General features: G+C 69.3%; 19 protein-coding genes and 2 pseudogenes. 10 read left to right on the forward strand and 11 right to left on the reverse strand.

What is annotated here, in order from left to right; translation table 11 throughout:
- Nucleotides 1-10: 10 nt before the first annotated feature.
- Nucleotides 11-1,309: a hypothetical protein gene (locus WMF12_RS22015; RefSeq protein ID WP_437873479.1), complete on the reverse strand. Its 1,299-nt coding sequence runs from the start codon at nt 1,307-1,309 to the stop codon at nt 11-13.
- 433 nt (nt 1,310-1,742) lie between these two features.
- Between WMF12_RS22015 and WMF12_RS22020 the strand changes: the two genes are divergently transcribed.
- Nucleotides 1,743-2,996 (forward strand): RCC1 domain-containing protein, encoded by a 1,254-nt coding sequence (locus WMF12_RS22020; protein WP_437873480.1) that lies wholly within the window; start codon nt 1,743-1,745, stop codon nt 2,994-2,996.
- A gap of 1,524 nt (nt 2,997-4,520) precedes the next feature.
- Here WMF12_RS22020 and WMF12_RS22025 read toward each other — a convergent pair.
- Nucleotides 4,521-4,780 (reverse strand): annotated as a pseudogene (locus tag WMF12_RS22025) (N-6 DNA methylase); the annotation flags it as partial.
- A 107-nt stretch (nt 4,781-4,887) separates the two neighbouring features.
- Between WMF12_RS22025 and WMF12_RS22030 the strand changes: the two are divergent.
- The 4 genes from WMF12_RS22030 to WMF12_RS22045 are packed head-to-tail and all read left to right on the forward strand — an operon-like array spanning nt 4,888 to nt 8,809.
- On the forward strand, nt 4,888-5,802 hold the full coding sequence (locus tag WMF12_RS22030; RefSeq protein ID WP_437873481.1) for an ATP-grasp fold amidoligase family protein: 915 nt from the start codon (nt 4,888-4,890) through the stop codon (nt 5,800-5,802).
- 2 nt (nt 5,803-5,804) lie between these two features.
- Nucleotides 5,805-7,175: a hypothetical protein gene (locus tag WMF12_RS22035; RefSeq protein WP_437873482.1), complete on the forward strand. Its 1,371-nt coding sequence runs from the start codon at nt 5,805-5,807 to the stop codon at nt 7,173-7,175.
- 12 nt (nt 7,176-7,187) lie between these two features.
- Complete coding sequence (locus WMF12_RS22040; protein WP_437873483.1) at nt 7,188-7,892, forward strand: class I SAM-dependent methyltransferase; 705 nt, start codon at nt 7,188-7,190, stop codon at nt 7,890-7,892.
- Nucleotides 7,889-8,809: a glycosyltransferase family 2 protein gene (locus WMF12_RS22045; RefSeq protein ID WP_437873484.1), complete on the forward strand. Its 921-nt coding sequence runs from the start codon at nt 7,889-7,891 to the stop codon at nt 8,807-8,809. Before WMF12_RS22040 ends, WMF12_RS22045 begins: the two co-directional genes overlap by 4 nt.
- A 25-nt stretch (nt 8,810-8,834) precedes the next feature.
- On the opposite strand, the gene hpt is transcribed toward WMF12_RS22045, so the two are convergent.
- The gene (hpt, locus tag WMF12_RS22050) at nt 8,835-9,395 is read right to left on the reverse strand and encodes a hypoxanthine phosphoribosyltransferase (RefSeq protein WP_437873485.1); all 561 of its coding nucleotides are present in this window, start codon (nt 9,393-9,395) and stop codon (nt 8,835-8,837) included.
- A 733-nt stretch (nt 9,396-10,128) separates the two neighbouring features.
- On the opposite strand from hpt, the gene WMF12_RS22055 reads away from it, so the two are divergent.
- Together WMF12_RS22055 and WMF12_RS22060 are read left to right on the forward strand one after the other, a co-directional pair.
- Nucleotides 10,129-10,794 (forward strand): dihydrofolate reductase family protein, encoded by a 666-nt coding sequence (locus WMF12_RS22055; protein ID WP_437873486.1) that lies wholly within the window; start codon nt 10,129-10,131, stop codon nt 10,792-10,794.
- A 24-nt stretch (nt 10,795-10,818) separates the two neighbouring features.
- The gene (locus tag WMF12_RS22060; protein ID WP_437873487.1) at nt 10,819-11,253 is read left to right on the forward strand and encodes a YciI family protein; all 435 of its coding nucleotides are present in this window, start codon (nt 10,819-10,821) and stop codon (nt 11,251-11,253) included.
- 16 nt (nt 11,254-11,269) lie between these two features.
- Here WMF12_RS22060 and WMF12_RS22065 read toward each other — a convergent pair whose 3' ends face one another.
- From WMF12_RS22065 to WMF12_RS22080, 4 genes and pseudogenes are all read right to left on the reverse strand, one after another.
- Nucleotides 11,270-12,649, reverse strand: coding sequence for a serine/threonine-protein kinase (locus tag WMF12_RS22065; RefSeq protein ID WP_437873488.1), 1,380 nt, complete (start codon nt 12,647-12,649; stop codon nt 11,270-11,272).
- A gap of 115 nt (nt 12,650-12,764) precedes the next feature.
- Nucleotides 12,765-14,099 carry a hypothetical protein gene (locus WMF12_RS22070; protein ID WP_437873489.1) on the reverse strand — a complete coding sequence of 445 codons (1,335 nt, stop codon included), beginning with the start codon at nt 14,097-14,099 and terminating at the stop codon, nt 12,765-12,767.
- A 238-nt stretch (nt 14,100-14,337) separates the two neighbouring features.
- Nucleotides 14,338-17,352, reverse strand: coding sequence for an AAA family ATPase (locus WMF12_RS22075; protein WP_437873881.1), 3,015 nt, complete (start codon nt 17,350-17,352; stop codon nt 14,338-14,340).
- Between the two features lie 291 nt (nt 17,353-17,643).
- Nucleotides 17,644-18,474, reverse strand: a pseudogene (locus tag WMF12_RS22080) (serine/threonine-protein kinase); the annotation flags it as partial.
- Between the two features lie 208 nt (nt 18,475-18,682).
- On the opposite strand from WMF12_RS22080, the gene rph reads away from it, so the two are divergent.
- Nucleotides 18,683-21,295, forward strand: coding sequence for a rifamycin-inactivating phosphotransferase (rph, locus tag WMF12_RS22085; protein ID WP_437873490.1), 2,613 nt, complete (start codon nt 18,683-18,685; stop codon nt 21,293-21,295).
- Nucleotides 21,296-21,555: 260 nt separating this feature from the next.
- Nucleotides 21,556-21,864 (forward strand): RNA polymerase sigma factor, encoded by a 309-nt coding sequence (locus WMF12_RS22090; RefSeq protein ID WP_437873491.1) that lies wholly within the window; start codon nt 21,556-21,558, stop codon nt 21,862-21,864.
- Nucleotides 21,865-22,199: 335 nt separating this feature from the next.
- On the opposite strand, the gene WMF12_RS22095 is transcribed toward WMF12_RS22090, so the two are convergent.
- Both WMF12_RS22095 and WMF12_RS22100 read right to left on the reverse strand, forming a co-directional pair.
- The gene (locus tag WMF12_RS22095) at nt 22,200-22,892 is read right to left on the reverse strand and encodes a transposase (protein WP_437873882.1); all 693 of its coding nucleotides are present in this window, start codon (nt 22,890-22,892) and stop codon (nt 22,200-22,202) included.
- Nucleotides 22,879-23,409 carry a hypothetical protein gene (locus WMF12_RS22100; RefSeq protein WP_437873492.1) on the reverse strand — a complete coding sequence of 177 codons (531 nt, stop codon included), beginning with the start codon at nt 23,407-23,409 and terminating at the stop codon, nt 22,879-22,881. Before WMF12_RS22100 ends, WMF12_RS22095 begins: the two co-directional genes overlap by 14 nt.
- 144 nt (nt 23,410-23,553) lie before the next feature.
- On the opposite strand from WMF12_RS22100, the gene WMF12_RS22105 reads away from it, so the two are divergent.
- Entirely contained in the window at nt 23,554-23,985 is a 432-nt protein-coding gene (locus tag WMF12_RS22105; protein WP_437873494.1) for a hypothetical protein, read from the forward strand.
- 54 nt (nt 23,986-24,039) lie between these two features.
- On the opposite strand, the gene WMF12_RS22110 is transcribed toward WMF12_RS22105, so the two are convergent.
- Both WMF12_RS22110 and WMF12_RS22115 read right to left on the reverse strand, forming a co-directional pair.
- Nucleotides 24,040-24,204: a hypothetical protein gene (locus WMF12_RS22110; RefSeq protein WP_437873496.1), complete on the reverse strand. Its 165-nt coding sequence runs from the start codon at nt 24,202-24,204 to the stop codon at nt 24,040-24,042.
- A 205-nt stretch (nt 24,205-24,409) separates the two neighbouring features.
- The gene (locus tag WMF12_RS22115; RefSeq protein WP_437873992.1) at nt 24,410-24,706 is read right to left on the reverse strand and encodes a hypothetical protein; all 297 of its coding nucleotides are present in this window, start codon (nt 24,704-24,706) and stop codon (nt 24,410-24,412) included.
- Nucleotides 24,707-24,855: the final 149 nt, after the last annotated feature.

Consider the following 24,855-nt stretch of genomic DNA (forward strand, 5'->3'; position numbering starts at 1 on the left):
GGCGCCCCGATCAGGGCACGAGGCCTCCCTCGACCCGCGCTTCGCGCGGCGCCCGCAGCATGCGCTTCAGGCGCGCCCGCGCGGTCCGCTCGGCGCGGCGCCGCAGGGGCTTCTGCTCGTCGACCGGCACCGCTCCATGGCGAGCCGCCGGCACGATCGGCAGCCCCAGAACATCCGTGAGCGGGGCGGCGGGCGCTTCGAGCTCCGGCTCCGCCAGCGCAGCGCCGAGCGCGGCGCGGACGCGCGCGGGGTCGAGCGTCAGGCACCAGGCGACGATGCTCCAGGCGAGCGCGGCATGCCGCGCTTCGTCCGTCGCGATGCGCGCGAGCGCCCGCGCGACGGCCGGATCGGTCGCGTGGCGCTGCGCTCGTCGTGCGAGCGCCGCGGCGAACGTCTCACCGACGCAGCCGTCCGTGAAGCTCAGGTACGCGACGGCGGCGGCGTCGCCCGAGAGCGCGGTGGCCGGCAACGGCAGCTTGCCCGGCCCGAGCGGGAGCCCCGCGTACGTGCTCGCGAGACCGAACGAGAGGCGTGCGTGTTCGATCTCGTCCTGCGCCGCCTGCTGGCAAGCCGCGAGCAAGTCCGCGGGTGCTCCGAGCGCCAGGAGCTCCAGCGCGAGCGCGGAAAACGTCGCGATCGAGGCGTGCTCGGCGAGCGCGGCCTCGAGCCAGAAGGAGGCGAGCTCTTCCCGCTCCCGGGGCGAAAGGTGAGCGACCAGCGCGGGGTCGCGGATGTCCGCCCAGCCGCTCGCTTCGCGCGCAGCGGCCGTGATGGGGCCCTGTTCGTCTCGCAGCGGCCGGCCGAACGAGTTGAAGATCCTGCCGCTGTAGATCGGAACCTTGAGGGTCAAGACCCACGACGCTTCGACGCCGTGGGCCGGGAGCCCGTGATCGGAGCCGCTCATCGGGATCGTCACGCGCAGCCCCGTCCCCAGCACGGCGGCCGAGGCGAAGACGCCGGTGTGCAGAGCGAACGTCGACGTGTGGAGATCGCTGCGGGTCAGACCCGCGATGCCGAGCTCTCCACCGACGATGTTCCCGAGCTGAAACCCGAACGCCAGGCGCGAATAGTCGCCGGCATAGGTTTGCGCCTGGAAGAAACCACCGTAACCGATCGAGCCCGGGTCTCCCTTCGGGAAAACCATGCCGCTGATTTCCGTGCCGACGCCGACAGCGCATTCACCGCTGCCGACGGACAGCAAGAAGCCGGGGTTGAACGACCCCTCGGACCGCGCCAGGGCCTGCGCCGGCACCAGGAACGCGACCGCACCGACGACCTCGATCGCGACGAGCTTGATCCTGCGTCTCATGTGCGTTGAACCTAGCAGAACGAGCGCCAGGGGGAGTTTGTCACGAGCTTGATCGAAGCATCGAGCGGCACGAAGCCGTCGCATCCCCCGCCGGAGAGATCTAGCGCTTTCGTTCGGCGTCGAGCTTCACCTCGACCTCGACATCGTCCACCAGCTGAACGGCGGCGAGGAGCCTGCCCGTCGAGCGCTCTCGTAGAAGGTCTCTGCACGACGCTGCGGGTGCTGCCAGCAATCACCGGCAGCAACCATAACGTTCAAAACATACGAACCCTTGATGCACCGACAAGAACCCACAGGCCCAGCGGGCTCACTCGTTTGAGCCATGTTATCCACAGCACGCCGACAGGCATCCACGAGTCGCTCAAGACGTCATGCGAGGGATGTTCGACGAAACCCGCCGGCGTATACTGCGCGTTTCGGAGGTTTCGTTCCCATGTCCAACCCTTCTCGATCCCAGATGAACGGCACCTTCACCCTGCACAGCGCCGTTCTCCTCTCCCTCGCTCTGACCGATTACTCGTGCAACCCCACAGGCCCGGGCTCCGGCTCGTCCGGCTCCGGCGCCGCCACGAGCGCGAGCTCCGCTGGCTCCGGCACCGGCGCCGGGGGCGCACCGGGCGACGTGCCGATCCATATCGCCGCCGGTGGGCAACACACCTGCGCCGTGCTCTCCGACACCACGGTGCGGTGCTGGGGCGCGGGCAACGCGAGCCAGCTCGGCCAGGGGCGCTCCGGAGACTCGAGCGTTGCGCTCGCCGTTCCGGGCGTCACAGGCGCCGTCCAGATCGGGCTCGGGTACGAGTTCACATGCGTACGTACGAACGCGGCCGGCGCGAGCTGCTGGGGGGCGAATCCGAACGGCGCGCTCGGCAACGGCGAGACGGACATCGAGGTGTCGCCTGCGCCGGTCGCTGTCGCCGACGTCGAGCGCCTCGGCGACTTCGCGCTCGGCCACTGGCACAACTGCGTGATCCATGGGGGCGGCACGCTCTCCTGCTCGGGCGATAACTCGAGCGGCCAGCTCGGGCTCGGCGATGTCGATACCGATGACCACCCGACGCCGACAGCGCTCTCGGTGAGCGGCGTCGAGCGGCTCGCGTTCGGCTATTTTCATACCTGCGCGGCGAGCGACGACGGCTCGGTGCGTTGCTGGGGCTCCAACGGCTGGGGCGAGGTCGGCAACGGCTCGTTCAGCAGCGAGCCGGTGCCGACACCCACGCTCGTCAGCGGGATCGACCATCCGCTGCAGCTCGCGGCCGGCCAGCAGTTCTCCTGTGCCCTGCTCCAGAGCCGTCGCGTCGCGTGCTGGGGCGACAATCGAAACGGCCAGCTCGGCGACGGCGGCACCGCCTTCCACACGACGCCGACGACGATCGAGGGCCTCACGGACGTCGTGCAGATCGCGGCGGGACGCAAGCACACGTGCGCGGTAAAGTCCGACGGAACCCTCTGGTGCTGGGGTCGCAACGATGTTGGGCAGCTCGGCGACGGAACACAGACGGAGCGGCACGCGCCGACCCAGATCACGGGCCTCGAGGGCCTCGTCGAGGTCGCGCTCGGCGATCTGCACACGTGCGCGCTCGTCGGCACCGGCGCGATCCGCTGCTTCGGCTCGAACTCGAACGGGCAGCTCGGCGACGGGACGACGATGGATCGAAGCAGCCCGACCGACGTAATGTGGCCGTAGCCGCCGGAGTGCGTCCGTCCCTGAACGGCTCGAACCATCGATGACGGAGCCTTCATGAAAGGCGAAGGCGGCGCATACGACGCCACAACCAAGGAGGAAAATCCCCCCTAAACCTGCACAATTGGACTCTGGGCGCGCGTATACCTCTGCCCGTCCTCAGTCCCTTCTTCGACGGCATCCGCCTGTGCCCAATGAAGAGGGAGCTGGTTCCAGCGACCTTCCAGGCGATCCTTGAGTTCTTGTCGCAGAGGATCACCGCGCTAAATGAGCCAATGAGCGTAGGCCCCCAGAGCTCACGGTTATACCAGTTACTCAAGATCCCAGTGACAGGAGGATGGCCAACCTCGAGCTGGGGGGAGCGTCGCGCAGAGCTCGCTCTTCTCCTTGTCTGAAAGCCTGCGCAACCCTCGATCGAAAAACCATCAATACAATCATATTTTTCCAACATCAACCTCGAGAGTCCCTTCTTGTCAACCAAAGACAACAAGCCATAAGCACGATTGTCACGAACGAACAAGAGTCGCAAATCGGCAAATCCACGAAGCGGCTCCGGCGAAGTCAATCCGCAATCGTCCGCTTCCAGATTCTGAATAGTCACCGCGATCGGAGCCAGATCCTGAAGCACACCCATGCACTCCAATCGCTCAGGGGGAAAGATGGCCTCGAGCCCTCTCCGCACGGTCCCTCGTATAGGTGTACGCGGCCTTGACTCTCGGAGTCGTATCCGTGTGCGCACGAGGTGAAGGCGCTGGGGGACGAAGGAGAAATGGACCGCAGCGGCGCTTCACCCAGAGACGATAACGATACGTGAGGAAAATTCAGCAAGAAGACGTGGAACTGGAATGGCGGCATGCTCGCCCACGAGTTCAAGCAGAGTCGTAGCCGCGCTGGGGAGAGTGCCGCAGGCGTCCCAGATCGTATCTCACCTCGATGATCTGCTCCGAAGGAGAAGAAGAAAAAAAAATCAACAATGTGATTCTGATTGAGCTCGAGTCGACGTAACCTACTCAGAGCGCTCAAAGGGCGCAGGCCTGAGATTCCGCTGTTCGGTATGAACAGGTGAGTGAGGTTAATACAGGTCGGCCAGCTGGGCCGGCATAATCAACTTCTTAAGCCGAGAGCAAGACCGCAAGACGCCCACATCCCGGATCCCCTTGGTAAAGGCTTGCAGTTCCTTCAGTCGACCGATGCTCGCCGCAAAGCCCAGGTCAACATTCCCAAGCACGCGCAGCTCCAGCTTCTCCAATCAGGCGAGTTGATCGAGGGGCGACAGATCGCTGCCGTCGGCGACAGCGTTCTGTAGCTCAGCGAGGTTTTGCAAGATGATCAACGGGCTCAGATCTTTTAGTACCAAGTCAACACCCAAATCTATGCGCGGGCGGCCGCCCGGCGCCCCTTGGAGCTCCCCGCACACACTACTGCAGCGTCACGACAGACGCGGCGACGCGCCCTGCAGCGGCATTCCGGACGGCAGTCCTGGTCGCCGTGGTCGGCCTGTCCAAATTCTTGCGATTCCCGAGGAACGTTGACACAGCGGACGAAGTCGTCGAACGCCAGTCGCTTGAGCAGGTTCGTCTCGAGCGGGAAGTGCTGGTTCGTCCGCATGTCGTACGACCCAGAGACTCTTCGTCAAAGCGTTCTCACTCGCGGGCTTGCTGTCGAAGAATAAGGACATTCGCCTTGACGCCCTGCGCGTAAACGATCCCCGTCGGAAGGCGAAGCAGCGTGTGCACGTCGCACTACTGGAGCAGCTTCCGGCGCACGGTCTTGCCCGCGCCGCTCTTCTTGACGCAGCGACCCACCAAGACCAAAATCATCGGAGGGGGCCCACTCAGCCCCTGAACCTATGGGCTCTCCCGACACCTTCGACATACGGTACCGAAGTGCGTGGTTGCAAATCCAGGAAGGGGGATCGGGCATCGCCGCGGTGACCGCGCGCAAGCGAGAAATCGCGAAGATCCTCTACCCGAACGACGAGCTCGACGTCGCGCTCATGAGGATGGAGTACCGTCTCGATAACGGAAAGGAGCTCGACCTGGCGAACCCGCGCGACATCGCGTCGAAGCTCCACTGGCTGAAGATCCACGACCGCCGACGTCGTTATGGCGAGCTGGTGGACAAGTTCGCGGTGCGGAAGTTCGTGGCTGAGCGAGTAGGCACCGAGATCCTCAACGAGTGCTTCGGCGTCTACCATGATCCGGACGAGATCGACGTGGCGGCGTTCCCCGAGAAGTTCGTGGTGAAGGCTACTCACGGATGGGACATGAACCTCCTGTGCCGCGAGCGGTCGTCGGTCAACTGGGCGGAGGCGAAGAGCCGGTTGAGAGAATGGCTGGCCGTCCGTCACGAACTACGCCACGGGGAGTGGGCCTACTCGCTCGCGCAGCCGCGCCTCATCGCGGAGGCATGGATGGAGGAGCCCTCGGGCGATCTGACGGACTACAAGTTCTTCTGCTTCGATGGCGAGCCGGGCTTTTTCAAGATCGACCGGGGACGGGCATCCACCCGGACCCAGGGCTACTTCGGCCTCGACTGCAAACCGCTGCCCTTCCGGAACCCGAACCTCGAGCCCCTCGACAGGGCCCTCGACGTTCCGCCCAACATCGACAGCATGCTCGACGTCGCGCGCCGTCTGAGCGCAGGGCTGCCCTTCGTGCGCGTGGACCTCTATAGCCTGTCGGAGTGCATCCGCTTCGGGGAAATGACGCTGTACCCATGCGGGGGCAACCTAAGGTTCGAGCCCCGCGAATGGAGCGACGTCGTGGGGGACATGCTGCGGCTCCCGCCCGCTGTCGACGAGGTGTAGCCATGGAGCAGAGCTATCATCTTGTGGTCGTTGGCTTTGACGAGATCGTGGCGAACAAGTACCTGCCGTCCATACAGGCCGCGAAAAATGCTGGGCACATAGAGTCGTACTCCGTCCTCGATCTCGAATATGAGCGGCAAGCAGTGGACGCCCGCTTACGCGAGCTGACGTTCAAGCCAGAGACGGTATTCTACCTTCCCGACCCACGCCAGCGCACCTGCTGGGATGATCCAGGCGCATTCGTCCCCATCCTGGAGCAACTCCGTTCCCAGAAGCACCAGCTGCGAATCTATATCGCGACGGAGGTGAAGGCACACGAACCTTACCTTCGCTACTGCGTCGAGAACCAGGTGGACTCGCTCGTCGAGAAGCCCGTCGTCGCGCCAATGCTCGACGGCCGCTTCGATCCGAATCGAATCGAGCCGACGATGCAGCGCCTCGTCCGCGCCGCGGCCGCAAGGCCGGCGCAGCACTCGGTGATGACCCTGAGCCGCTACCACCCGATTTACAACGAGCGCGTCATCGACGCGCTGCGAGACAGGATGCTGGCGCAAGAGGCCCCTTTGACCTCTTTCCACCTCCGCGCGGCGGGCGGCGTCTGGAACTTGCACCGGGAGTTCGAGGAGCGAGAGGACCACCCGTACAAATATGGTTACGGGATGCTGATGCACGGTGCCTACCACTACGTCGATCTGGCCGCGCAGTGCCTTTCCCTCAACGCTACCGTGTTCCCGTCTCTCGAGCTCGAAGCCAGCGTCAGCTCGTTCGGCGCTTTTCCGCGGGACCAATGCTCGCGGGTGCCCGTCAAATTCGCGCAAGCATTCGATGACGACGCCCCGGGCTGGTCTTCGCGAGGCGAGAACGAATCTCGCTTCGGAGAGACCGACATCGTCTCCGTATTTCGAGTGAGGGAAGTCGCCTCCGGCAGAACCGTCACGCTGGGCACGCTCTCATTCGAGCAGACGACCCCGTCCATCAGGCACTGGAAGGACATCCCCCCCAACCTCTACAACAAGAACGGCCGCACCTCGTTCGTCGACATGGAGGCGCAGCTGTCGACGCTGCACACGGTGAACGTCCAGTGCTTCGACGTGCCGCGCGGGGCCGGCGTCGCAGTGGACAGGATCGACGCCTTTGCCCGCGTCTCAACCAGAACCAACGCGGCGCTCCTCAACGACGAGTGCTTCAATACGGAAGAGACGTTCGAGGGCCTCTTTCACAGCGACAGTAATCGACGGTTGATGCAGCGATGGCTGAGCCGCTCCGAGGACAGGAGCCGCCTCGCGGATCACCTCCTCCCAATGCGGATTACGCAAGCGCTCGCGGTGTCCCTGCGGGTACCCGGCCAGCCGGTCACTTTCCGGCTACTCTGAAAGGAGGTGCTCGTGGCGACTCTTCTGAGCAAGGACAGCATCCGCTCCTGGTACGCGCGCGCAATCGGAGAGGACCTCCCGAACGATGAGGGGCTGGACGCGCCAGTCGACAGCACCTTCGAGGAGCTGCTCGGCGCTGTCGACCCGGAGCTCCCCCGAACTGCGGTCGATCTGGGCTACGGCCGCGGCCACTATTCGATCGCCTTGGCAGCGAGAGGCTTCGCCGTCGAGGCGGTCGATCACATCCCGGCCAGGTACCTGCGACGCAGCCTGCGTGGCAAGGGAGACCTGGCGCGTCGCATCACGATCGTGGAGGGTGATCTTGTCGACTTCGCGCCCCGCGGCCCGTATGGCATCGTCGTCGCCAAGGACGTCCTCCACTTCCTCGAAAGGGCCCAGATCGAGAGGCTCCTTGGCGCCACGGTGCGCGCCTCCGGAGATCATTGCTGCCACTTCCTCACGGTGTTCACGGATATCCGGAGGACCTCCCCCACAGGCTCCAGGATACAACTCGATGGCGAGGCCGACTACTCCGCGGCGGAGCTCTCCGAGATGATCGCGCGTATCTACGCCGCGTGGCAGGTGGAGTGGAGCTGGGTCGAGCACGAGGAGCGAGACCGAATTGATGCTAGTGACGGTCGACCCTACTTCCGCGCCAAGCGAGCGACGTTGATCGCGAGAAAATCGACCTCCCGACCCGAGAGGAGCCCGACGTGACGCCGAACCGCGAAGCAGGCATCAGCTTCGTCGTCCCCTGTTTCGACTCGGGGGATCTCTTGCTCGAGGCGGTCCGTTCTCTCCTGGATCAGCCTACCCGCGAGCCGTTTGAGGTCATCGTCGTCGACGACGGGTCCTCGGATGCAGCCACGCTCCGCGCACTCGCGACCGTCGAGACGCTGGGCGCCGTAAGGGTGCTCCGCAGCACGTCGAACCTTGGCGTGCAGCACGCCCGCAATCGCGGCGTTGGAGAGGCGCGGTTCGACTTCGTTATGACACTCGACTCGGACGACCGCCTCCGCCCGCCAACGTCCGGGGACGCGTCGTTCCCCGACCAAGCGCTGTCCATTCTGCGGGCGGACGATGGGATTGCCTTCGTACACACGATGTCCCGGATGTTCGGGGCCTTCGATGGCCTCACCATCTCCGCCTACCCGTGTCGCGAGGAACTCATCCTATTGAAGCACCACGTGCCCACCTCCATCGTGTTCCGGCGCCGGGATGCGCTTGAGGGTGCCTCGTACGACCCACGGATTCGGAAGTGGCAGGACTGGTCGTTCGCCGTCGCGCTGCTCGACAGCAGGTGGCGGCGCCGGTTACCGAACCGGATCGGGTTCGTACGCGGCCCATACCACGACTATCGCGTGCACGCGGCGGCGCGGCGGCTCTCGATGAACAATGTCGACGAGCACGAGATGACCCTCATCACGGTCGACGCCCACCTGGACTATTTCAGGAGCTACTGGGGCTCAGGACAGAGCGCCCGGGACATCGCCTCGCGCGTTGTCTCCGCCAAGCCTTCGCGGTTGATCGATCTCCTTCACATGGCTGCATTCGATCTCGACCAGGCCCAAGCGGTTGCGAGACAGAGGGAGTTCGAGCTCGTGAGCCCCTATTCCGGGCTCGGCATCCCATGATCGTTCGGCGCGCCGTTCGCCGCGTCTAGGACTCGTAGCCGATGAAGGGCAGGTTCCGGTATTTCTGCGCCACGTCGAGCCCGTAGCCGACCACGAACCGGTCTGGGATGGTGAACCCGAGATAATCGATCTTGACCGCGCGCTGCTGGCGCGCTGGCTTGTGGAGCAGCGAGGCCAGCTTGAGGCTCGCGGGTCTCCGGGTCGCGATGTTCTCGAGCAAATAGTGCACTGTGTGACCGGTGTCGACGATGTCCTCGACGAGGACCACGTGCCTGCCGTCGATTGGCCTCGACAGGTCCTGCGTGATCTGGACCACGCCGGACGACGAGGTGGCGTCGCCGTAGGAGGAGATGCCGATGAAGTCGATCAGGACCGGGAGCCCAATGTGGCGCACCAGGTCGGCGAGGAAGATGACGGAGCCCTTAAGCACGCCCACGACGACGACCTCGGCCTCCTCGATACGGGGGCGATACTCGGCCGTGATCTGGGCGCCGAGCTCGGCGACTCGAGCGGCGATCACCCCCGCGGAGATTAGCTCGGCGAACGGTTGAGGGGAACGGTTCCAGGCGGGGGGCAGCGCGGCCATGTCCCAGTTGTATCAGGCCGACGTGGTCCGTCGCACGCGCGATCATCGCGCCGTGCGCCGTGCGGCGAGATCATGCGTGCCGGTACCGCTTCAGCGCGGTCGGCGACGTCCTCGGCGCCGTCGATGTGAGCCATGGTTCCCGTGATGGCAACCACGACGGAGCACCCCGTCACGGATCGAGCGGCGTGCTCTCCGCGGTCAGCGCGCAGCTTCCAGTGCCAAGAGGACTGCTGCTTCGGCTTGTAACCCTTGCGCCCCGCAAACTTCTCGGCGCTCAGCTCGCAGCGCTCCCATCGCCCCCCCGCTCGGCCCACTCCGTCTTCGTCGCCATCGCTTCCTCCTTCGTCGTGATGGGGACTGGCGACCGGCACCGACGGGGTGGTCACGATGGCGCTGGTCGGGCGGTTACTCCATCCCGGACGCGGCGCGCTGGCGCACCGGGGGCGCGGCCTGCGTGTTGCTGGAGCGCCTTGCCCGCTGGCCAGGCGCCCCGGAGCCACGGCGTTGGCGCACCGAGCGCGAGCCACGTCCTCCGCTGACCCACGACGCTCGCGGTCGTGCGAGCGGCGGTCCGCCCGCCCGGAACCTCCTAAATCGTTGAATTGACAGCGCTTTCATGTGACGACCGGCCGTCGAGAAAAAAATTCGCCGGCGTGTCGATCCGGCCCCGGCTCGTTCGTCGTCACTTCAGAAGAACGGTCAGGCGACGCCTGTGCCGGAAGGAGTTCCGCTCATGTCGAGGCTTCGGGTAAACGCGTTTGGGATCTCGATCGACGGCCATGGCGCCGGTCCCGGCCAGGATCTGGCCAATCCGATGGGCGTCGGAGGGATGGCGCTGCACCAGTGGGTCCTCGGCACGAAGACGTTCCAGAAGATGTCCGCCGACTTCGCTGCCTCGCTGATCGGCGACACGGTCGGCCGAGCGGGCGTCGACGACGACTTCGCCGCGCGCGGCTTCGAGAACCTCGGCGCCTGGATCATGGGCCGCAACATGTTCGGGCCGCAGCGGGGCCCCTGGCCCGACGACGGTTGGCAGGGATGGTGGGGCAAGAACCCGCCCTACCACGTGCCCGTCTTCGTGCTCACGCACCATGCCCGTGAGTCCTTCACCATGGAGGGCGGAACGACCTTCCACTTCGTGACCGACGGCATCCATGCCGCGCTGGAGCGCGCGAAGGAGGCGGCCCAGGGCAAGGATATCCGGCTCGGCGGCGGCGTCGCCGCCGTTCGGCAGTACCTCACCGCGGGGCTCATCGACGAGCTCCACCTCGTGATCTCCCCCGTGCTCCTCGGCCGGGGCGAGCACCTCCTCGCCGGCATCGATACGGTGAGCCTCGGCTACCGATGCACGGAGCACGCCTCCACGGACCACGCCACCCACGTCGTCCTGACGAAGTAGCTTGATACCAGGGAGAAGAGCTCCGTGAAAGTCATGGTGTTCGTCAAGGCCACGAAGGAGTCCGAGGCGGGGATGATGCCGGACGAGAAGGTCATCGCCGAGATGGGCAGGTTCAAAGAGGAGCTCGTCAAAGCCGGCGTCATGCTCGGCGGAGAGGGGCTGCACCCGAGCAGCAAAGGCAAGCGCCTGCGCATCTCGGACGGCAAGACGACGCTCATCGACGGCCCCTTCGCCGAAGCCAAGGAGCTCGTCGGCGGATACTGGCTCTGGCAGGTGAAGTCGCTGGACGACGCGGTAGCGTGGGCCAGGCGCTGCGCCGACTACATGCCCAGCGGGGAATGGGAGCTCGAGATTCGACCGATCTTCGAGGCGGAGGACTTCGGCGAGGCGTTCACGCCGGCGCTGCGCGAGCAGGACGAACGCCTGCGCGCCGAGATCGAGCGGCAGCGGAGATCATGAATGGATAGGCAGCCGGCTAGCCCTCGTCGACCCCCGCGCGCGCCGCGGGCGTGATCACGAGGCCGCCCCGGGAATGCCCCGTCGTCCACTCGTCGAGGCGCAGGAGCGCGCCGCCCGCGAACCGCTCGTGGCCCGGCGCGCCCTCGACCCGCGCGGGCGCGGCGTGCAGCACCAGCACGACCTGGACCGCGGGGCTCGGCCCCGGCCTCGCCGCGATCGTCGTCTCCAGCCCGCGCACGACGTCGACAAGCCGGGCCCGGGCGGCGCGGCTGCCCTCCGGATCGGCCGGGAGCGCCGTCGCCCCGACCAGCACCCCGCCGCCGTCGACGACCGTGACGAGCCCCGCGTCCGCCGCGGCGCGCCGGACCGTCGCGAGGACCTCCTCGGCGTCGTCGAACGCCGCCTCGTCGATCTCGCCCTCCCCCTCGATCTGCACGCTGGCGTGCAGCGCCGCCGCCGGGCGGACGCGCGCCTCGTCCCTCGACGCGAGCGGCGCCGCGCGGAGATCCGCGAGCAGCTCGGAGACGCTCGGGTAGCGCGCGTCCGGCGACTTCTCGAGGCAGCGCGCGATCGCGGCGTCGAAGGCCGGCGGCACGGCCACGAGATCGCCCGCCCGCGGCGGCGGCGCGAAGAGCTGGAGCTCCTCGAGCTCGACGAGGTTGTCGGCGTGGAACGCGGGCTGCCCCGTGAGCAGCTCGTACAGGAGCAGGCCGAGCGCGTACACGTCGGTGCGCGCGTCGACGGGGCGGCCGGCGATCTGCTCGGGCGCCATGCTGCCCGGCGTCCCGAGCACGCTGGCCTGCGTGAAGATGGGCCCGCGGCCGAGCCGCTCGGGCTCGAGCAGCTTGGCGATCCCGAAGTCGAGCAGGCGCGTCGTGAACCACCCGCCGCGCGGGATCGCCATGATGTTCTGCGCCTTGACGTCGCGGTGGACGATCCCGAGCGCGTGCGCGGCGCAGAGCGCGCCGCCGACCTCCTCGACGACGGCGAGCGCCTCCGCGGCCGAGAGCGCGCCGCGGGCGCGGAGCTCTTGCCGGAGCGTCCGGCCCTCGATCCACTCCATGACGAGGTAGGGCCGGCCGTCGGGCAGGTCCCCCGCGCCGAGGATCTCGACGATGTGCGGGTGGGCGAGGCGCCGGAGGGCCGCGGCCTCCTGCTGGAATCTCTCGAGGATCCGCGTACTTGCAGCCAGCCGGCGCCGGAGGACCTTGAGCGCCGCCGCGCGCCCCGTCCCGAGCTGCGTGGCCAGGTAGACAACGGCGAAGCCGCCGTGGCTGCGCGCCTCCTCGATCAGGTACTCCCCGGCCAGGGTGCCGGGGGCGAGGTCGTCGGCGGCGTCCAGCGCGTCGTCGACCAGGGTGCCAGTCGGGTCGTGAGGCCTCGTGGTCGCCGCCATGATGCAGTGAGATCGCCCGAGCGGGCGCCGGAATGCAAGCGCGCCATGGCGCGGGCGGCCCCGCGATCCGGCGCCTCGATCGCTTCAGCCCCGGGCAGGCGCCGGGCCAGGCCGGCTAGAAGGAACCGGGGGCAGACGAGACGTCGGCGGTGATCGGCTGCGTGAACGGGGGGAGCTCCGAGAACGGCTTGTCCACGATCGAGCACGACGCCGGAAAGAGGGCGCATTGGTCCTGGCTGGACAGGCCAGAGAAGGGCAGGTCCCCCAGCCCCGGGACCCAATCTTCCACGTACTCACAGGCGGCCGGGGTGAGCACGCACTCCTCCGCCAGGAACACGGTGATGGGGTTCTCCCACATGCGGCCGCCAGCGAAGCAGTCGTCGTAGACCGGCCGGCCCGTCACAGGGTTGCTCGTCTCAGGCCCGCACAAGTACGACGCCCCCATGAGGGCTTCCTCGCCCCGCGCGTATCCACGGCACGCGCCGACGTGCTGGGCCAGGCAGCCGCTCACGGTCGTGCCCTTGGGCGGGACACAGACGCGGTCGCTCGCCAGAAGGGCGGACAGCACGGAGCGTTCTTCGGGGTGGCAGACAAAGGCGCTCTCGTAGATCAGCTCCCCTTCGCCGAGCGACGGCCGCACGATCGAGAACGCAGACTTGCTCTTTTTGAGAACCACCTCCGCCAGCTCATTCAGCGCATCGGGGTCCAGCAGGTTGCCGAAGAACGCCCCCTCCCGCACCGGAAAGCGCTCGACGTCGGCCAGCGCCGCCGACAGCGCCTCCGGGCTCAACGCGGCGGCGTCCGAGGGCTCAGCCGGCGTGAGGTCCCCCCATTCCATCGAGATGTCGACGGTCACGCCGAACGCGTTGTTCCTCGCGAACAGGCAGGCAGAGACGAGCTCCTGGCACGCCGCGGACGGCGCGCCGGTGTGCCAGTCGGGGCAGAGCCCCGCGCGCCCGTGCCACACGGAGACGTCCTTGCTCGGCTTGACCAACCCCTCGAGCGGCGTCCACGAGAATCCGTCCTTGAACACCACCGAGGCGCCGCTTCCGCCGGCGAGGGCCGCGCGCTCCTCCGGCGTCGGAGTCCACGAGACGCTCTGGTCGCTCGCGAGCGCGCACTCCACCAGGGCCTGCATCACCTCCTGCGCGTTCGGATCGAGCAGCGCCTCGTGGAGCGTGCCGTACGCGAACGCCTTGGTCGACAGCGGGCTCGTGGTGAGCGCCCTGAGGCTCTCCCGGTTCGTGGTGAGCAGGTTGCTGCCCAGGACCTCGAGCTGAAAGTGGTTGCCGATCACGATGGTCCGCCGCGTCGCCGGGCTGCTCACGAGCGACCCACCGGCGAGGCCGAGGTCGGAGGCGCTGGCGTCGTAGCCCGCGTTCGCGAGGCTCGCCGCGAGGGACAGGGCGGAGAAGGCGGAGAGGGCGAGACCAGCAGTTCGTCGGTTCATGATGGGCCTTTCACAAGGAGGAGCTGGGGGCGGTGCACGCGTCCCGGAGTTGGCGGTCGGCAGTTGGCCGTCGGTGCTTGGCTGCTGGCGGTGAGTTGCACGCGTCGCGCCAGCCTCATCCGGCCGCGATCGCGCGCCATCCCGGGCCCCGCCGCGGCGCGCTGTCACCTCGGCGGCGACAGCCGGAGGGGCGCTGTCGCTCCGGCGACCTCAAGGCGCCCGGCCCACGGCGCGGCGCTCAGGGCGGCGCGGCGTCGACCTGCGCCGAGAGGTGGGCGAGGCGGCCCTTCCAGAAGCGCTTGCCCCAGGGGATCTGCGCCGCCTCGGCGAGCCACCGGCGGGCCTCCTCGCGCCTGCCTCGCTGGAGCGCGTCGGCCGCCGCGAAGCAGAGGATCTCGATGAGCTCGCTGTTCAGCGCCGCGCTCCGCGCCTCCGCGACGAGCGCCTCCCACGCCTCGCCCTCCGCTCCCCCGCCCTGCGTCAGCTGCGCGCAGAGCCGGAGCAGCACCCGCGTGACCGGCGGCGCCGCGCCGAGATCGCACTGCGCCCGCGCCCAGCCGAGGTGGCGCGCGGCCTCCGCGAGCTCGCCGCGGGCGGCGTGGATCCGCGCCACGAGCAGCGCGTAGTCGGGCACCGGGGTCGCCTGGAAGAACCGCCGCTGGAGCTCGAAGGCGCGGACCGCGAGGGGCAGCGCCTCGGAGAGCTCGCCGCTCCAGTAGAGCATCTCGGCCAGGTTGTGGGCCGGACCGCGCTCCAGGTAGGCGTTGCCGACCTCGCGGGCCAGGGCGACGGCGGTCCGCAGGTCGCTCTGCGCGCCCTCCGGATCCTCGCGCGCCAGGCCGAGCGTCACGCGGTTCATGAGGGCGATGCCGAGGTGCAGCCGGTCGCCCACGCGCTCGCAGCGCGAGACGACCTCGTGGAACCGCGCCTCCGCCTCGTCGAGGCGGCCGGCGTAGACCAGCGCGGGGGCGAGCAGGAGCAGGGCGATGACGTGGCCCTCGTGATCCCCCAGCGCGCCGGCGTCCCGGGCCGCGGGCCCGAGGCGCGCGATGGCGTCCTCGAGCCGCTGGCAACGGAAGTGCGCGCGCCCCACCGCGACCTCGCAGCGCGCCCGCTGCGCGGCGTCCCCGAGCCGCTCCACGAGCGGCGCCGCCCGGTCGACGAGCGCCTGCGAGCCCGCGTAGTCGTCGCACCAGTCGAGGACCGTGGCCTCCTCGAGGAGCAGGTCCGCAACGGCCGGGAGATCCCCCTCCGCCTCGGCGATCGCCCGCGCAGCCCGGAGGTCGGCGGCGGCGTCGTCGAAGCGCTGGATCCGGTAGCGGACCTTGCCGCGGCCCGCCAGCACGGCGCGGCGGCTCACCGCGATGCCCGTCGCGGGGGCCGCCGCCGCGGGCGCAGCCGCCGCCAGCGCCGCCAGCGCCGCGGAGTAGTGCCGCTCCGCATCGACGTAGAGGTGCCGCCGCCGCGCCTCCTCCGCGAGCTCGAAGCAGGCCGCGGCCGCCTCGGCGTGCGCGCCCGCCGCGGCCGCGTGGCGCGCGATCCGCCCGAGGTGGGCGCCCCGCTCCGCGGGCGCCGCGAGCAGGCGGCGGAGCTCGATCCCGTGCAGCCGCCGCAGCAGCGCCGGCGGCGCCTCCGCCTCGATCGCCGCGCGAAGGAGCGGGTGCGCGAACGCGAGGCGGCCCGCGCCGGCGGCGTCCACGACGCGCAGCAGGCCCCGGCGCACGAGGCGCGACAGGCCGACGCCGGGATCCAGGTCCCGGCACGCGCCGACGGCCTGCGCGCGCGCCGCCTCGTCGAGCAGGCTGCCGAGGTCGTCGATCGCGAGCTCGTCGCCCGCCACGGCGCACACCTGCGCGAGCTCGGCGAGCGGCGGCGGCAGGCCGGCGAGGACGCGGCGCGCGAGCCGGTCCATGACCTGTGCCGCCTCGCCCCGCGCGCTCTCGTCGGCGGCGAGGTACCACCCTGGCCCGCCGCGGACCTTCCGGATGGCGCCCGCCTGCCAGAGCGCGGCCGCGAGCTCGACAAGGAAGAGCGGGACCCCCTGCGCCGCCTCGAGCAGGCCCGCGACGACCGGCTCGGGCACGAACTCGACCGGGCGCAGCCGATCGAGGAGCGCCGCGCGCGCGGCGCCCGGGTCGAGCGGCGGGAGCGCCCGCTGGGCGGAGCGCGCCGCCCGCTCGCCGTGGAGCGGGCGCACCGCGGCCAGCGTGGGGTGCGCCGCCACGAGGATGGCGAGCGGCGCGCGGGCCCCCGAGAGGGTCGCGCTCTCGATCGCGTCGAGGCCGGCCTGATCGCCCCACTGCGCGTCGTCGACGACCAGCGCGAGCGGGCGTCCCTCCAGCGCGCACGCGCGCCGGAGCGCCTCTCCGGCGGCCCGGGCCAGCGTCTGGCGGAGCGCGCCGGGCGCGGCGAGCACCGCGGCGACCGCGGGCTCGGTCTCCGGCAGGGCGTCGAGCGCAAACGCGACCGCCGGCCACGACGCGAGGCCGAGCTCGGGGCCGAGCCGGGCGACGCACGCCGCGCGGATCGCGTCGGCGCGCGCGCCGTCGCCGAGGGCCAGGGCGGCGCGGAGCAGCGCGCGGACGAGCCCAGCCGGCTCTGCGACGTCGGGCGGCCTCGCCGCGAGCGCGATCACCCGCGCGCCGGGCTCGGCCGAGAGCGCCGCTGCGACCGCGTCCCAGAGGCGCGTCTTGCCGTACCCCACCTCGCCGAGCAGCGTGAGCAGGAGCGGCGTGCTGTCGCGCCACGCGGCGCGCACCTGCGCGACGATCTCGCCGAGCAGCTCGTCTCGCCCGCGGAGCGGCAGCTCGGACGACGGGGCCGCCGCCGGGGCGGCGCCTGCGCTCGCGCCGTCATCGCCTGCCGGTCCGCTCGGCTCCTCGATGAGCGCGGCCGGTCCGGTCGGCTCCTCGAGGAAGGCAGCCGCCTCCGGGGTGATCGCGACCGGCTCGGGCGCGCCGGGGCGCCAGAAGCTCGCGGGCTGCGCGAGCGCGGGCCCTGCGAAGGCCATCCCGGCGGCGCCCTCGCGCACCTGGAGCTCGGCGACGTGCACCGCCGCCGAGGTGGCGTGGCCCAGCGCGCGCACGAGCCGCCGGGCCGCCTGGAGGGCCGCGCGAGCGCCCTGGCGGGCCGCGCCGGGAAAGGCGATGACGTAGAGCCCGTCCTGCACCCTGGCGAGCCGCCCGCCGAGCGAGGCCGCGATGCCGGCGACCTGGTCCACCGGCGCGCCGCCGCGGACCGCGAGGAGCGCCACGAGGCTTCGCCGGGGCGGGCCGGGCCTACCCGGCGCGGCGTCCAGGGTCGGCCGGCCGGCCAACGGGGGTACCTGGCCGGCCCGCTGAGACGGTTCGCCGGCCGCCTTGGCTGGTTCGCCAGTTACCCTGGATGGCCTATCGCGTAATTGATGTGATTCAGTGACATCGTGGGCTGGTTCATCGCCTTGGAGCGCCGCCCGCAGCGCCTCGGAGAAGGCGCGCGCTGATCCGAATCGCTCCTCCCGCGCCTTGGCCAGGGCGCGCAGCAGGACCTCGTCCGCGCCGCGGCGGACCTGTGCGATCTCCGACGGCCGCGGAGGGCGCCGGGAGACGTGCGCGCGGACGACGGCCGAGGGCTCTCCCACGAAGGGTGGCCGCCCGGTGAGCAGCTCGAAGGCGACGACCCCGAGCGCATACAGGTCCGCGCGGCCGTCGACGTCGCGCGCGTCGAGGCACTGCTCCGGGGCCATGTACAGCGCGCTGCCGAGCCGGAGCCCCGTGTGCGTGACCTCGCTCCCCTCCTCCGCCACGCCGCTCCCCTCCCCCGGCCGCGCGAGCCCGAGATCGAGGAGGGCGACCGCCGGCGCCGGGCCCCCCATCCGCCGCAGCATCACGTTCTCCGGCTTCAGATCCCGATGCACGACGCCGGCCGCGTGCACCCTGTCGACCGCGGCGCCGATCGCATCGACGAGCCGCATGGCTTCCGCCGGCGCCGCGGCGCCCGCCCCGGGGAGCGCCTCCATCCATCGCGCCAGCGTCTCGCCGTCGAGGAGCTCGAGGACGAGGTAAGGAAAGCGTCCTTCCATCTCGCCTTCGCCGAGCAGCCGCGGCACCGCGGGCGGACCGATCCGGCGAAGCGCCGCCGCCTCGCGCGAGAACCGCCGATCGCCTCGGTGGCGCGCGATCTTGAGCGCCACCGCGAGGCCGTCCTCGCGCCGCGAGGCCGCGAACACGCGGGCGAAGCCGCCCTCGTCGAGGAGGCGGAGCCCATCGAACCCCGGGACCCGGGGCGCGACCTCCACCGCCCCGGCCTCTTCCTTCGCGGCGCTCGCGGCCGTGCCGCCGTGCAGCGGGCAACCCGTGACGACACCGATCCTGCGGTGACAGAGGGTGCAGCGCATCTGCGGGGCTCGCCTCCGGGGCGATGCTACTGCGCGCGTCGAGCCACCGGAAGCATGGATGCCTCCCGTCGACCTGACGAGGTCGCCATGCTCGGGTTTCGCTCGGTAGAGCCCCTCCTGGTTCGCGTTATAGTGGCGCCCTTCGACGAGGGGGCGTGACGATCCGTCGACGCGAACGAGCTGCCGACGCCCTGATGGAGGTGAACGGATGCGGACCTATGTGCTTGCGCTCCAGGAGGTCGATCGAACGAAGGCCAACGTGGTCGGGGGGAAGGGCGCGAACCTGGGGGAGCTCTCCAGGATCGAGGGGATCCGCGTGCCCGCTGGCTTCTGCGTCACGACCGAGGCCTTCCAGCGGATCATGGGAGAAGCGCCGTCGATCCGCGGGTTGCTCGATCGGTTGTCGTTGCTCGCGGTGGAGGACCGGGACGGGATCCGGGAGCTCAGCGCCGAGCTGCGCCGGATCATCGAAGGGACGGCCATCCCCGAGGACGTACAAGGGGCGCTCACCCAGGTTCTTTCCAGGCTTGGCGCGGGCGACGCCTACGCCGTACGGTCCAGCGCGACGGCGGAGGATCTGCCGGGGGCTTCCTTCGCGGGCCAGCAGGATACGTACCTGAACGTCCTCGGGACGCAGGCGATCCTGCAGCACGTCCGCCGGTGCTGGGCATCGCTCTTCACCGAGCGGGCGGTGACCTACCGGATCCAGCACGGCTTCGATCACCGCAAGGTCCACATGGCGGTGGTGGTGCAGAAGATGGTCTTCCCGCAGGCCGCCGGGATCGTCTTCACGGCCGATCCCGTCACGTCGAACCGGAAGGTGTCGTCGATCGAGGCTGGCTTCGGCCTGGGGGAGGCTCTTGTCGCCGGCCTGGCGAGCGCCGATCGCTACAAGGTGCGGAACGGCCAGGTCATCGAGAAGGCGATCGCCAGGAAGACGCTGGCCACGCGTGCCCTGGAGGAGGGCGGCACCGAAGAGCGAGCGATCGAGCCCGAGCGGCAGGACGGGCAGGTGCTGACCGACGCGCAGATCCTGCGGCTCGAGCGCCTGGGCCGGCAGATCGAAGGGCATTTCGGCCACCCCCAGGACATCGAATGGTGCCTGGTCGGGGAGGAGCTCCACGTCGTCCAGAGCCGGCCGATCACGACCCTGTACCCCATCCCCGAAGCCGGTGATCGAGGCAACCACGTCTACATCTCCGTCGGCCATCAACAGATGATGACCGACGCGATGAAGCCCCTTGGACTGTCGTTGTTCCAGCTGACCTCTGGCGGCCGCATGCTCGCGGCGGGCGGCAGGTTGTTCGTCGATCCCACGAAGCAGCTGGCCTCACCGGCCAGCCGGGACGCCCTCCTGGAACTCCTTGGGCGCTCCCATCCGCTCTTCAAGGACGCCCTCTCGACGATCATCGAGCGGGGAGACTTCATCGAGCCGTTGCCCGACGATCCGACGGCCTCGCGCCCCGGCCAGGGCAAGCAGGCGCCCGGGCGCTTCGACGCGCAGGTCGAGGACGACCCGGCGATCGTCGCGGAGCTGATCGAGCGCACCCAGGCCTCGCTCGCGGAGCTGAAGCGCGACATCCGGACCAGGACCGGAACGGCGTTGCTCGACTTCATTCAGGAGGACATCCAGGGACTGAGCAAGTCCATGTTCGGTCCGCGGAGCATGGGCGTGATCATGGCGGGCATGAACGCCTCGTCGTGGATCAACGAGAAGATGATGGCGTGGCTCGGCGAGAAGAGCGTCGCGGATACGCTCTCCCAGTCCGTGTCGAACAACATCACGTCGGAGATGGGCCTGGAGCTGCTGGACGTCGCCGACGTGATCCGTCCTTATCCGGACGTGGTCGCTCATTTGCAGAGCGTGAAGCACGATGGCTTCCTGGATGAGCTGGTCGCGCTCGACGGTGGCAAGGAAGCCCGGGACGCCATCCGGGCTTACCTCGACAAATACGGTATGCGATGTGCGGGGGAGATCGACATCACGAGGGCCCGCTGGAGCGAGAAGCCAGCGACCCTGGTCCCCTTGATCCTGAGCAACATCAAGAACTTCGAGCCTCGCGCCGGAGAGCGGAGGTTCGAGCAGGGGCGGCAGGAGGCCTCGCAGCGAGCGCGAGCGCTGCTCGACCGGTTGAGGCAGCTGCCGGACGGGGAGCAGAAGGCCAGCGAGGCCCAGCGGATGATCGACCGGCTCCGGAGCTTCATCGGCTATCGCGAGTATCCGAAGTACGGCCTCGTCAATCGCTACTTCATTTACAAGCAGGCCTTGCTGCAAGAAGCCGAGCGGCTCGTGCAGGCCGGCGTGATCCACGACGCCGAAGACATCTACTACCTCACGCTCGACGAGCTCCGCGAGGTCGTGCGCACCCATCGGCTGGACGACCAGATCGTCCGCCAGCGGAGAGCGGAGCACGAGCTCCACAAGAAGCTGTCGCCGCCGCTCGTCATCACGTCCGACGGGGAAATCGTGGCAGGCGCGCACAGACGAGCCGATCTCCCCGCCGGAGCCCTCGTCGGCCTGGCGGTCTCTTCCGGCGTCGTCGAGGGACGAGCCCGCGTCCTCCTGGACATGGCCGACGCGGAGCTGGAGGCGGGGGACATCCTGGTCACCACCTTCACCGATCCCAGCTGGACGCCCTTGTTCGTGTCCATCAAGGGCCTTGTGACCGAGGTGGGGGGCCTGATGACCCATGGCGCGGTGATCGCCCGGGAATACGGCTTGCCGGCGGTCGTCGGCGTGGACAACGCGACAAGGCTGATCCGGGATGGGCAGCGCATCCGCGTGCATGGAACGGACGGGTATGTCGAGATCCTGACCTGAGATCCGCGGCGCTCGCGCGCCTCGTCGGGGCCGCGCTGGGCACCTTCGATCGTCCGGTCGACGCGGGACCGCGCACCACATCGCTCGCGTGGGTGCGGATGCCTGGGGCCGAGGCGTGCGTTGACGCGGCAGGGGCACGGCACGATACCTTCCAGGGGTCGCCGGTATCGGCGATCCTGGACCTCGGCCTCGAGCTGCCGTGACAGGGTCGCGTCGATTCTTTCAAAACGCGCCCGCCGCGCGTCCACTCACCCCAGCGCATGTCCCTGCTCGCCACCGCGCCCGAAGGCCGGCCGCGCGCGATCTCCGCGCCGGGAGGCCCGGTCCCGTCCTTCGAGCAGCTCTTCTTCGAACACGCGCCGTTCGTCTGGCGCGCGCTGCGGCGGCTCGGCGTCCATGAAGCCGACGCGGAGGACGTCTGCCAGGAGGTCTTCATGATCGTCCACCGGCGCCTCGCGAGCTTCGAGGGGCGCTCCTCGGTCCAGACCTGGTTGGGCCGCAGATCATTGGGGGCTGCTGGTCGAGGCAGCGAGGCCGAGCTGCATGACAGAAGAAGAAAAAACCGGTAGAGTAGCGGGGGCCGGCGTTTCCGCCGGCTACCCCGCCCTCGTCACACCGGACGTGCGGATTTTCCGCATCCGGCGTTCCCGGACACGTCACCTTTGGCATACGCAGTCAGCCACGTGCCGCTCCCGGCGCGATCAGACCGAGGTCATGGCGGATAGGAAACCATCGAACTCTCGCCCGTATCGAGCCCCGCGGGAACGGCGCCGGGCGAGCCGTCTTTCGCGCATCAGACACCCGCTCGCCCCGTCGCAGGGCCCGCGCGCCGTGCATTGGGTGCAGCTCTGGCTCGACGACCGCGACGTGCGTTCGCCATGACGGGCTCGGGCCGGGTGCCCACCTACGCCGCGTCGAACCCGGACGCCATCGGTTCCCACGTTGGATCGCGCGCGGGTGCTGCCGTTCGGGGCTGCGAGGGCAAGTTCAGATGATCGAGGATGCGGCGCTCCACCGCTGAGTCGGTGATCGTGGAAAGCACGCGCATCCTCCGTTCGCATCTCGGGCATCGGAGCGCATCGAACCCGAACGGGCGCTTCATGAGCACGGCCCACTCGACGTAGCGCGACGTAGCGAACAACTCCCCTTCGAGCAGTCGCCCCCAGTGCAAGACCGAGATCAGGGTCGGCTCAACTCGCACCGTGGGGTCGGCATGCACGAGCGACCTCGCTGAGAGCGCCGGCGCGCACGGCGACGCGGGCGCGGGCGACGCGGGCAGAGGCGCGTGCCCCGCGCACGGCTCAGACTTCGCGGCGCGGGCCGGAGGTTTGGGTGTCACGAGAGAGCGCCACGACGAGCGAGGCGCGAACACGCCATGGTATCTCACAAGCGGGATCTTCGGCGGAGGAATCAAAGCCGCGAGCCGGGCCATGAACTCCATTGGACTCATGACGCGGTGAGTGCGTCCCCGCCGAGGTGTCTTCAGCAAGTACGCTATACGCCCATGGGGCAGGAGCTCGATTCGATCGAGTGCGAAGGCCGGGCGGGAGCAGTACCGCACGAGCCTCTCGCGCCCCTGATCGTCATCCGCTGCGATAGACCGACGGCCTCGCCGGCGCCGCCGTCCTGATCGAGGCCGACGGCCTCACCGAGGCGGACGCCCTGACCGAGGCCGACGGCCTGACCGTCGTCACGTGGTGGGGGTGGTGATGGTGGACGTGGTGGTGACGCGGGCGGCGTCGCTCGAACTCGACGCGGTAGTGCACCAGGGCGCGCGGCTCCTCGCGGTAATAGACCCAGCCGTGGTGGGCCGGATAGTACCAGCGGCCATCCACGTAGTAGACGTAGGTCCCGCGGTAGTACACGCGGGGGTAGGTCTCGACGTGGACCGGCGCCGCCGCGATGTGAACGACGGGCTCCTCGACCACCGCGAACTCCTGGTACGTGACGGTCGCCGGCGCAGGCGTGACGGTCCTGGTGTGGACCTCGGCCACACACCCGGTCCCACCGAGGAGCGCGAGCGCGAGCGTGGTCAGCGCGGCCAGCGCGGCGAGCTTGCCGCGCCGCAGCGGATGCGCGGAGTTTCCGGGCGACGAAGGGTCGAGGACAGGCATGGTCATCTCCATGAGGTTCATCGCAGCAACAGCGGTGCCATCCGGCGGCGCCGGGGCGCGCGCGCTGATGGTATAGCACTTGCTGAATACATGGGCATCGGCGCGACAGCGCCAGACCTCGCTGGATAAGGAAAGACGATCCCCATGAAACTCTCGAAGGTGCTCTCCGGTCTCGCTGGCCTCACGCTCGCCGCCGCTTCGCTCGCGGGATGCGTCGTCGTCGATGGCGACGACGACCATGATCACGTCGATGACCTCGGGAGCGGCTCGCTCACCGTAACGACGGCGATCAACGGCATCAGCGACGCGCGGCAGTGCTCCGACTACGACGTGGATCTGCTCGCGGTCCGCGTCGAAAGCGAGGAGGGCTTCGTCTACAAGGCGCGCGTGAACTGCGAGGAATTCGGCGTCACCTTCGACGGCCTCGGCGCGGGGTACCATGACGTCGATGTCTGGCTCGAGGACTTCGACGGAGACCCGAGGAGCGACGTCGTGCGCGTCCCGTCCGTCGAGGTGATCGACGGCATGGACACGCTGGTGGACGTCGACTTCCCCTCGGGGTCGATGTACCGGTGAGGTGCGCGCGGCGCGCTTGATCGACCGCGCCGCGCCGCACCGCGCGGGAGGCGCTCACTCGCTCGCGACCGCGTTCGCGAGCCCGTAGACCCCGTATTCGATCATGTAGGCGAGCTCGTACCCGGGGAACTCGGCGCTCGCGAGCTCCGCGATCTTCTTGTGGTGGCTCGCCGCCTCGGCGCCCGCGAACTCGCTCTTCCGCTCGCCGAGCGAGGCCACGTAGCGCTCGACGATGGAGCGGATAGGAAACCATAGAGCTCTCGCCCGTGTCAAGCCCCGCGGGAACGGCGCCGGGCGAGCCGTCTATCGCGCATCAAACACCCGCTCGCCCCGTCGCAGGGCCCGCGCGCCGTGCATTGGGTGCAGCTCTGGCTCGACGACCGCGACGTGCGTTCGCCATGACGGGCTCGGGCCGGGTGCCCACCTACGCCGCGTCGAACCCGAACGCCATCGGTTCCCACGTTGGATCGCGCGCGGGTGCTGCCGTTCGGGGCTGCGAGGGCAAGTTCAGATGATCGAGGATGCGGCGCACCACCGCTGAGTCGGTGATCGTGGAAAGCACGCGCATCCTCCGTTCGCATCTCGGGCAGCGGAGCGCATCGAAGCCGAACGAACGCTTCATGAGCACGGCCCACTCGACGTAGCGCGACGTTGCGAACAACTCCCCTTCGAGCAGCCGCCCCCAGTGCAAGACCGAGATCAGGGTCGGCTCAACTTGCACCGTGGGCTCGGCATGCGCGAGCGACCTCGCTGAGAGCGCCGGCGGAGCGCACGGCGACGCGGGCGCGGGCGACGCGGGCGCGGGCGACGCGGGCGACGCGGGCGACGCGGGCGCAGGCGCAGGCGCGGGCGACGCGGGCACAGGCGCGT

The sequence above is a fragment of the Sorangium sp. So ce363 genome, from assembly GCF_051520435.1.
Lineage (GTDB): Bacteria > Myxococcota_A > Polyangia > Polyangiales > Polyangiaceae > Sorangium > Sorangium cellulosum_B.

Excerpts from the sequence above, each read along its gene's own strand:
- WMF12_RS22090 (WP_437873491.1), top strand. The coding sequence starts at position 21,556 with ATGTCCCTGCTCGCCACCGCGCCCGAAGGCCGGCCGCGCGCGATCTCC.
- WMF12_RS22035 (WP_437873482.1), top strand. The coding sequence starts at position 5,805 with ATGGAGCAGAGCTATCATCTTGTGGTCGTTGGCTTTGACGAGATCGTG.
- WMF12_RS22015 (WP_437873479.1), bottom strand. The coding sequence starts at position 1,309 with ATGAGACGCAGGATCAAGCTCGTCGCGATCGAGGTCGTCGGTGCGGTC.
- WMF12_RS22105 (WP_437873494.1), top strand. The coding sequence starts at position 23,554 with ATGAAACTCTCGAAGGTGCTCTCCGGTCTCGCTGGCCTCACGCTCGCC.
- WMF12_RS22020 (WP_437873480.1), top strand. The coding sequence starts at position 1,743 with ATGTCCAACCCTTCTCGATCCCAGATGAACGGCACCTTCACCCTGCAC.
- WMF12_RS22065 (WP_437873488.1), bottom strand. The coding sequence starts at position 12,649 with ATGGCGGCGACCACGAGGCCTCACGACCCGACTGGCACCCTGGTCGAC.
- WMF12_RS22055 (WP_437873486.1), top strand. The coding sequence starts at position 10,129 with ATGTCGAGGCTTCGGGTAAACGCGTTTGGGATCTCGATCGACGGCCAT.
- WMF12_RS22070 (WP_437873489.1), bottom strand. The coding sequence starts at position 14,099 with ATGAACCGACGAACTGCTGGTCTCGCCCTCTCCGCCTTCTCCGCCCTG.
- rph (WP_437873490.1), top strand. The coding sequence starts at position 18,683 with ATGCGGACCTATGTGCTTGCGCTCCAGGAGGTCGATCGAACGAAGGCC.
- WMF12_RS22100 (WP_437873492.1), bottom strand. The coding sequence starts at position 23,409 with ATGCCTGTCCTCGACCCTTCGTCGCCCGGAAACTCCGCGCATCCGCTG.
- hpt (WP_437873485.1), bottom strand. The coding sequence starts at position 9,395 with ATGGCCGCGCTGCCCCCCGCCTGGAACCGTTCCCCTCAACCGTTCGCC.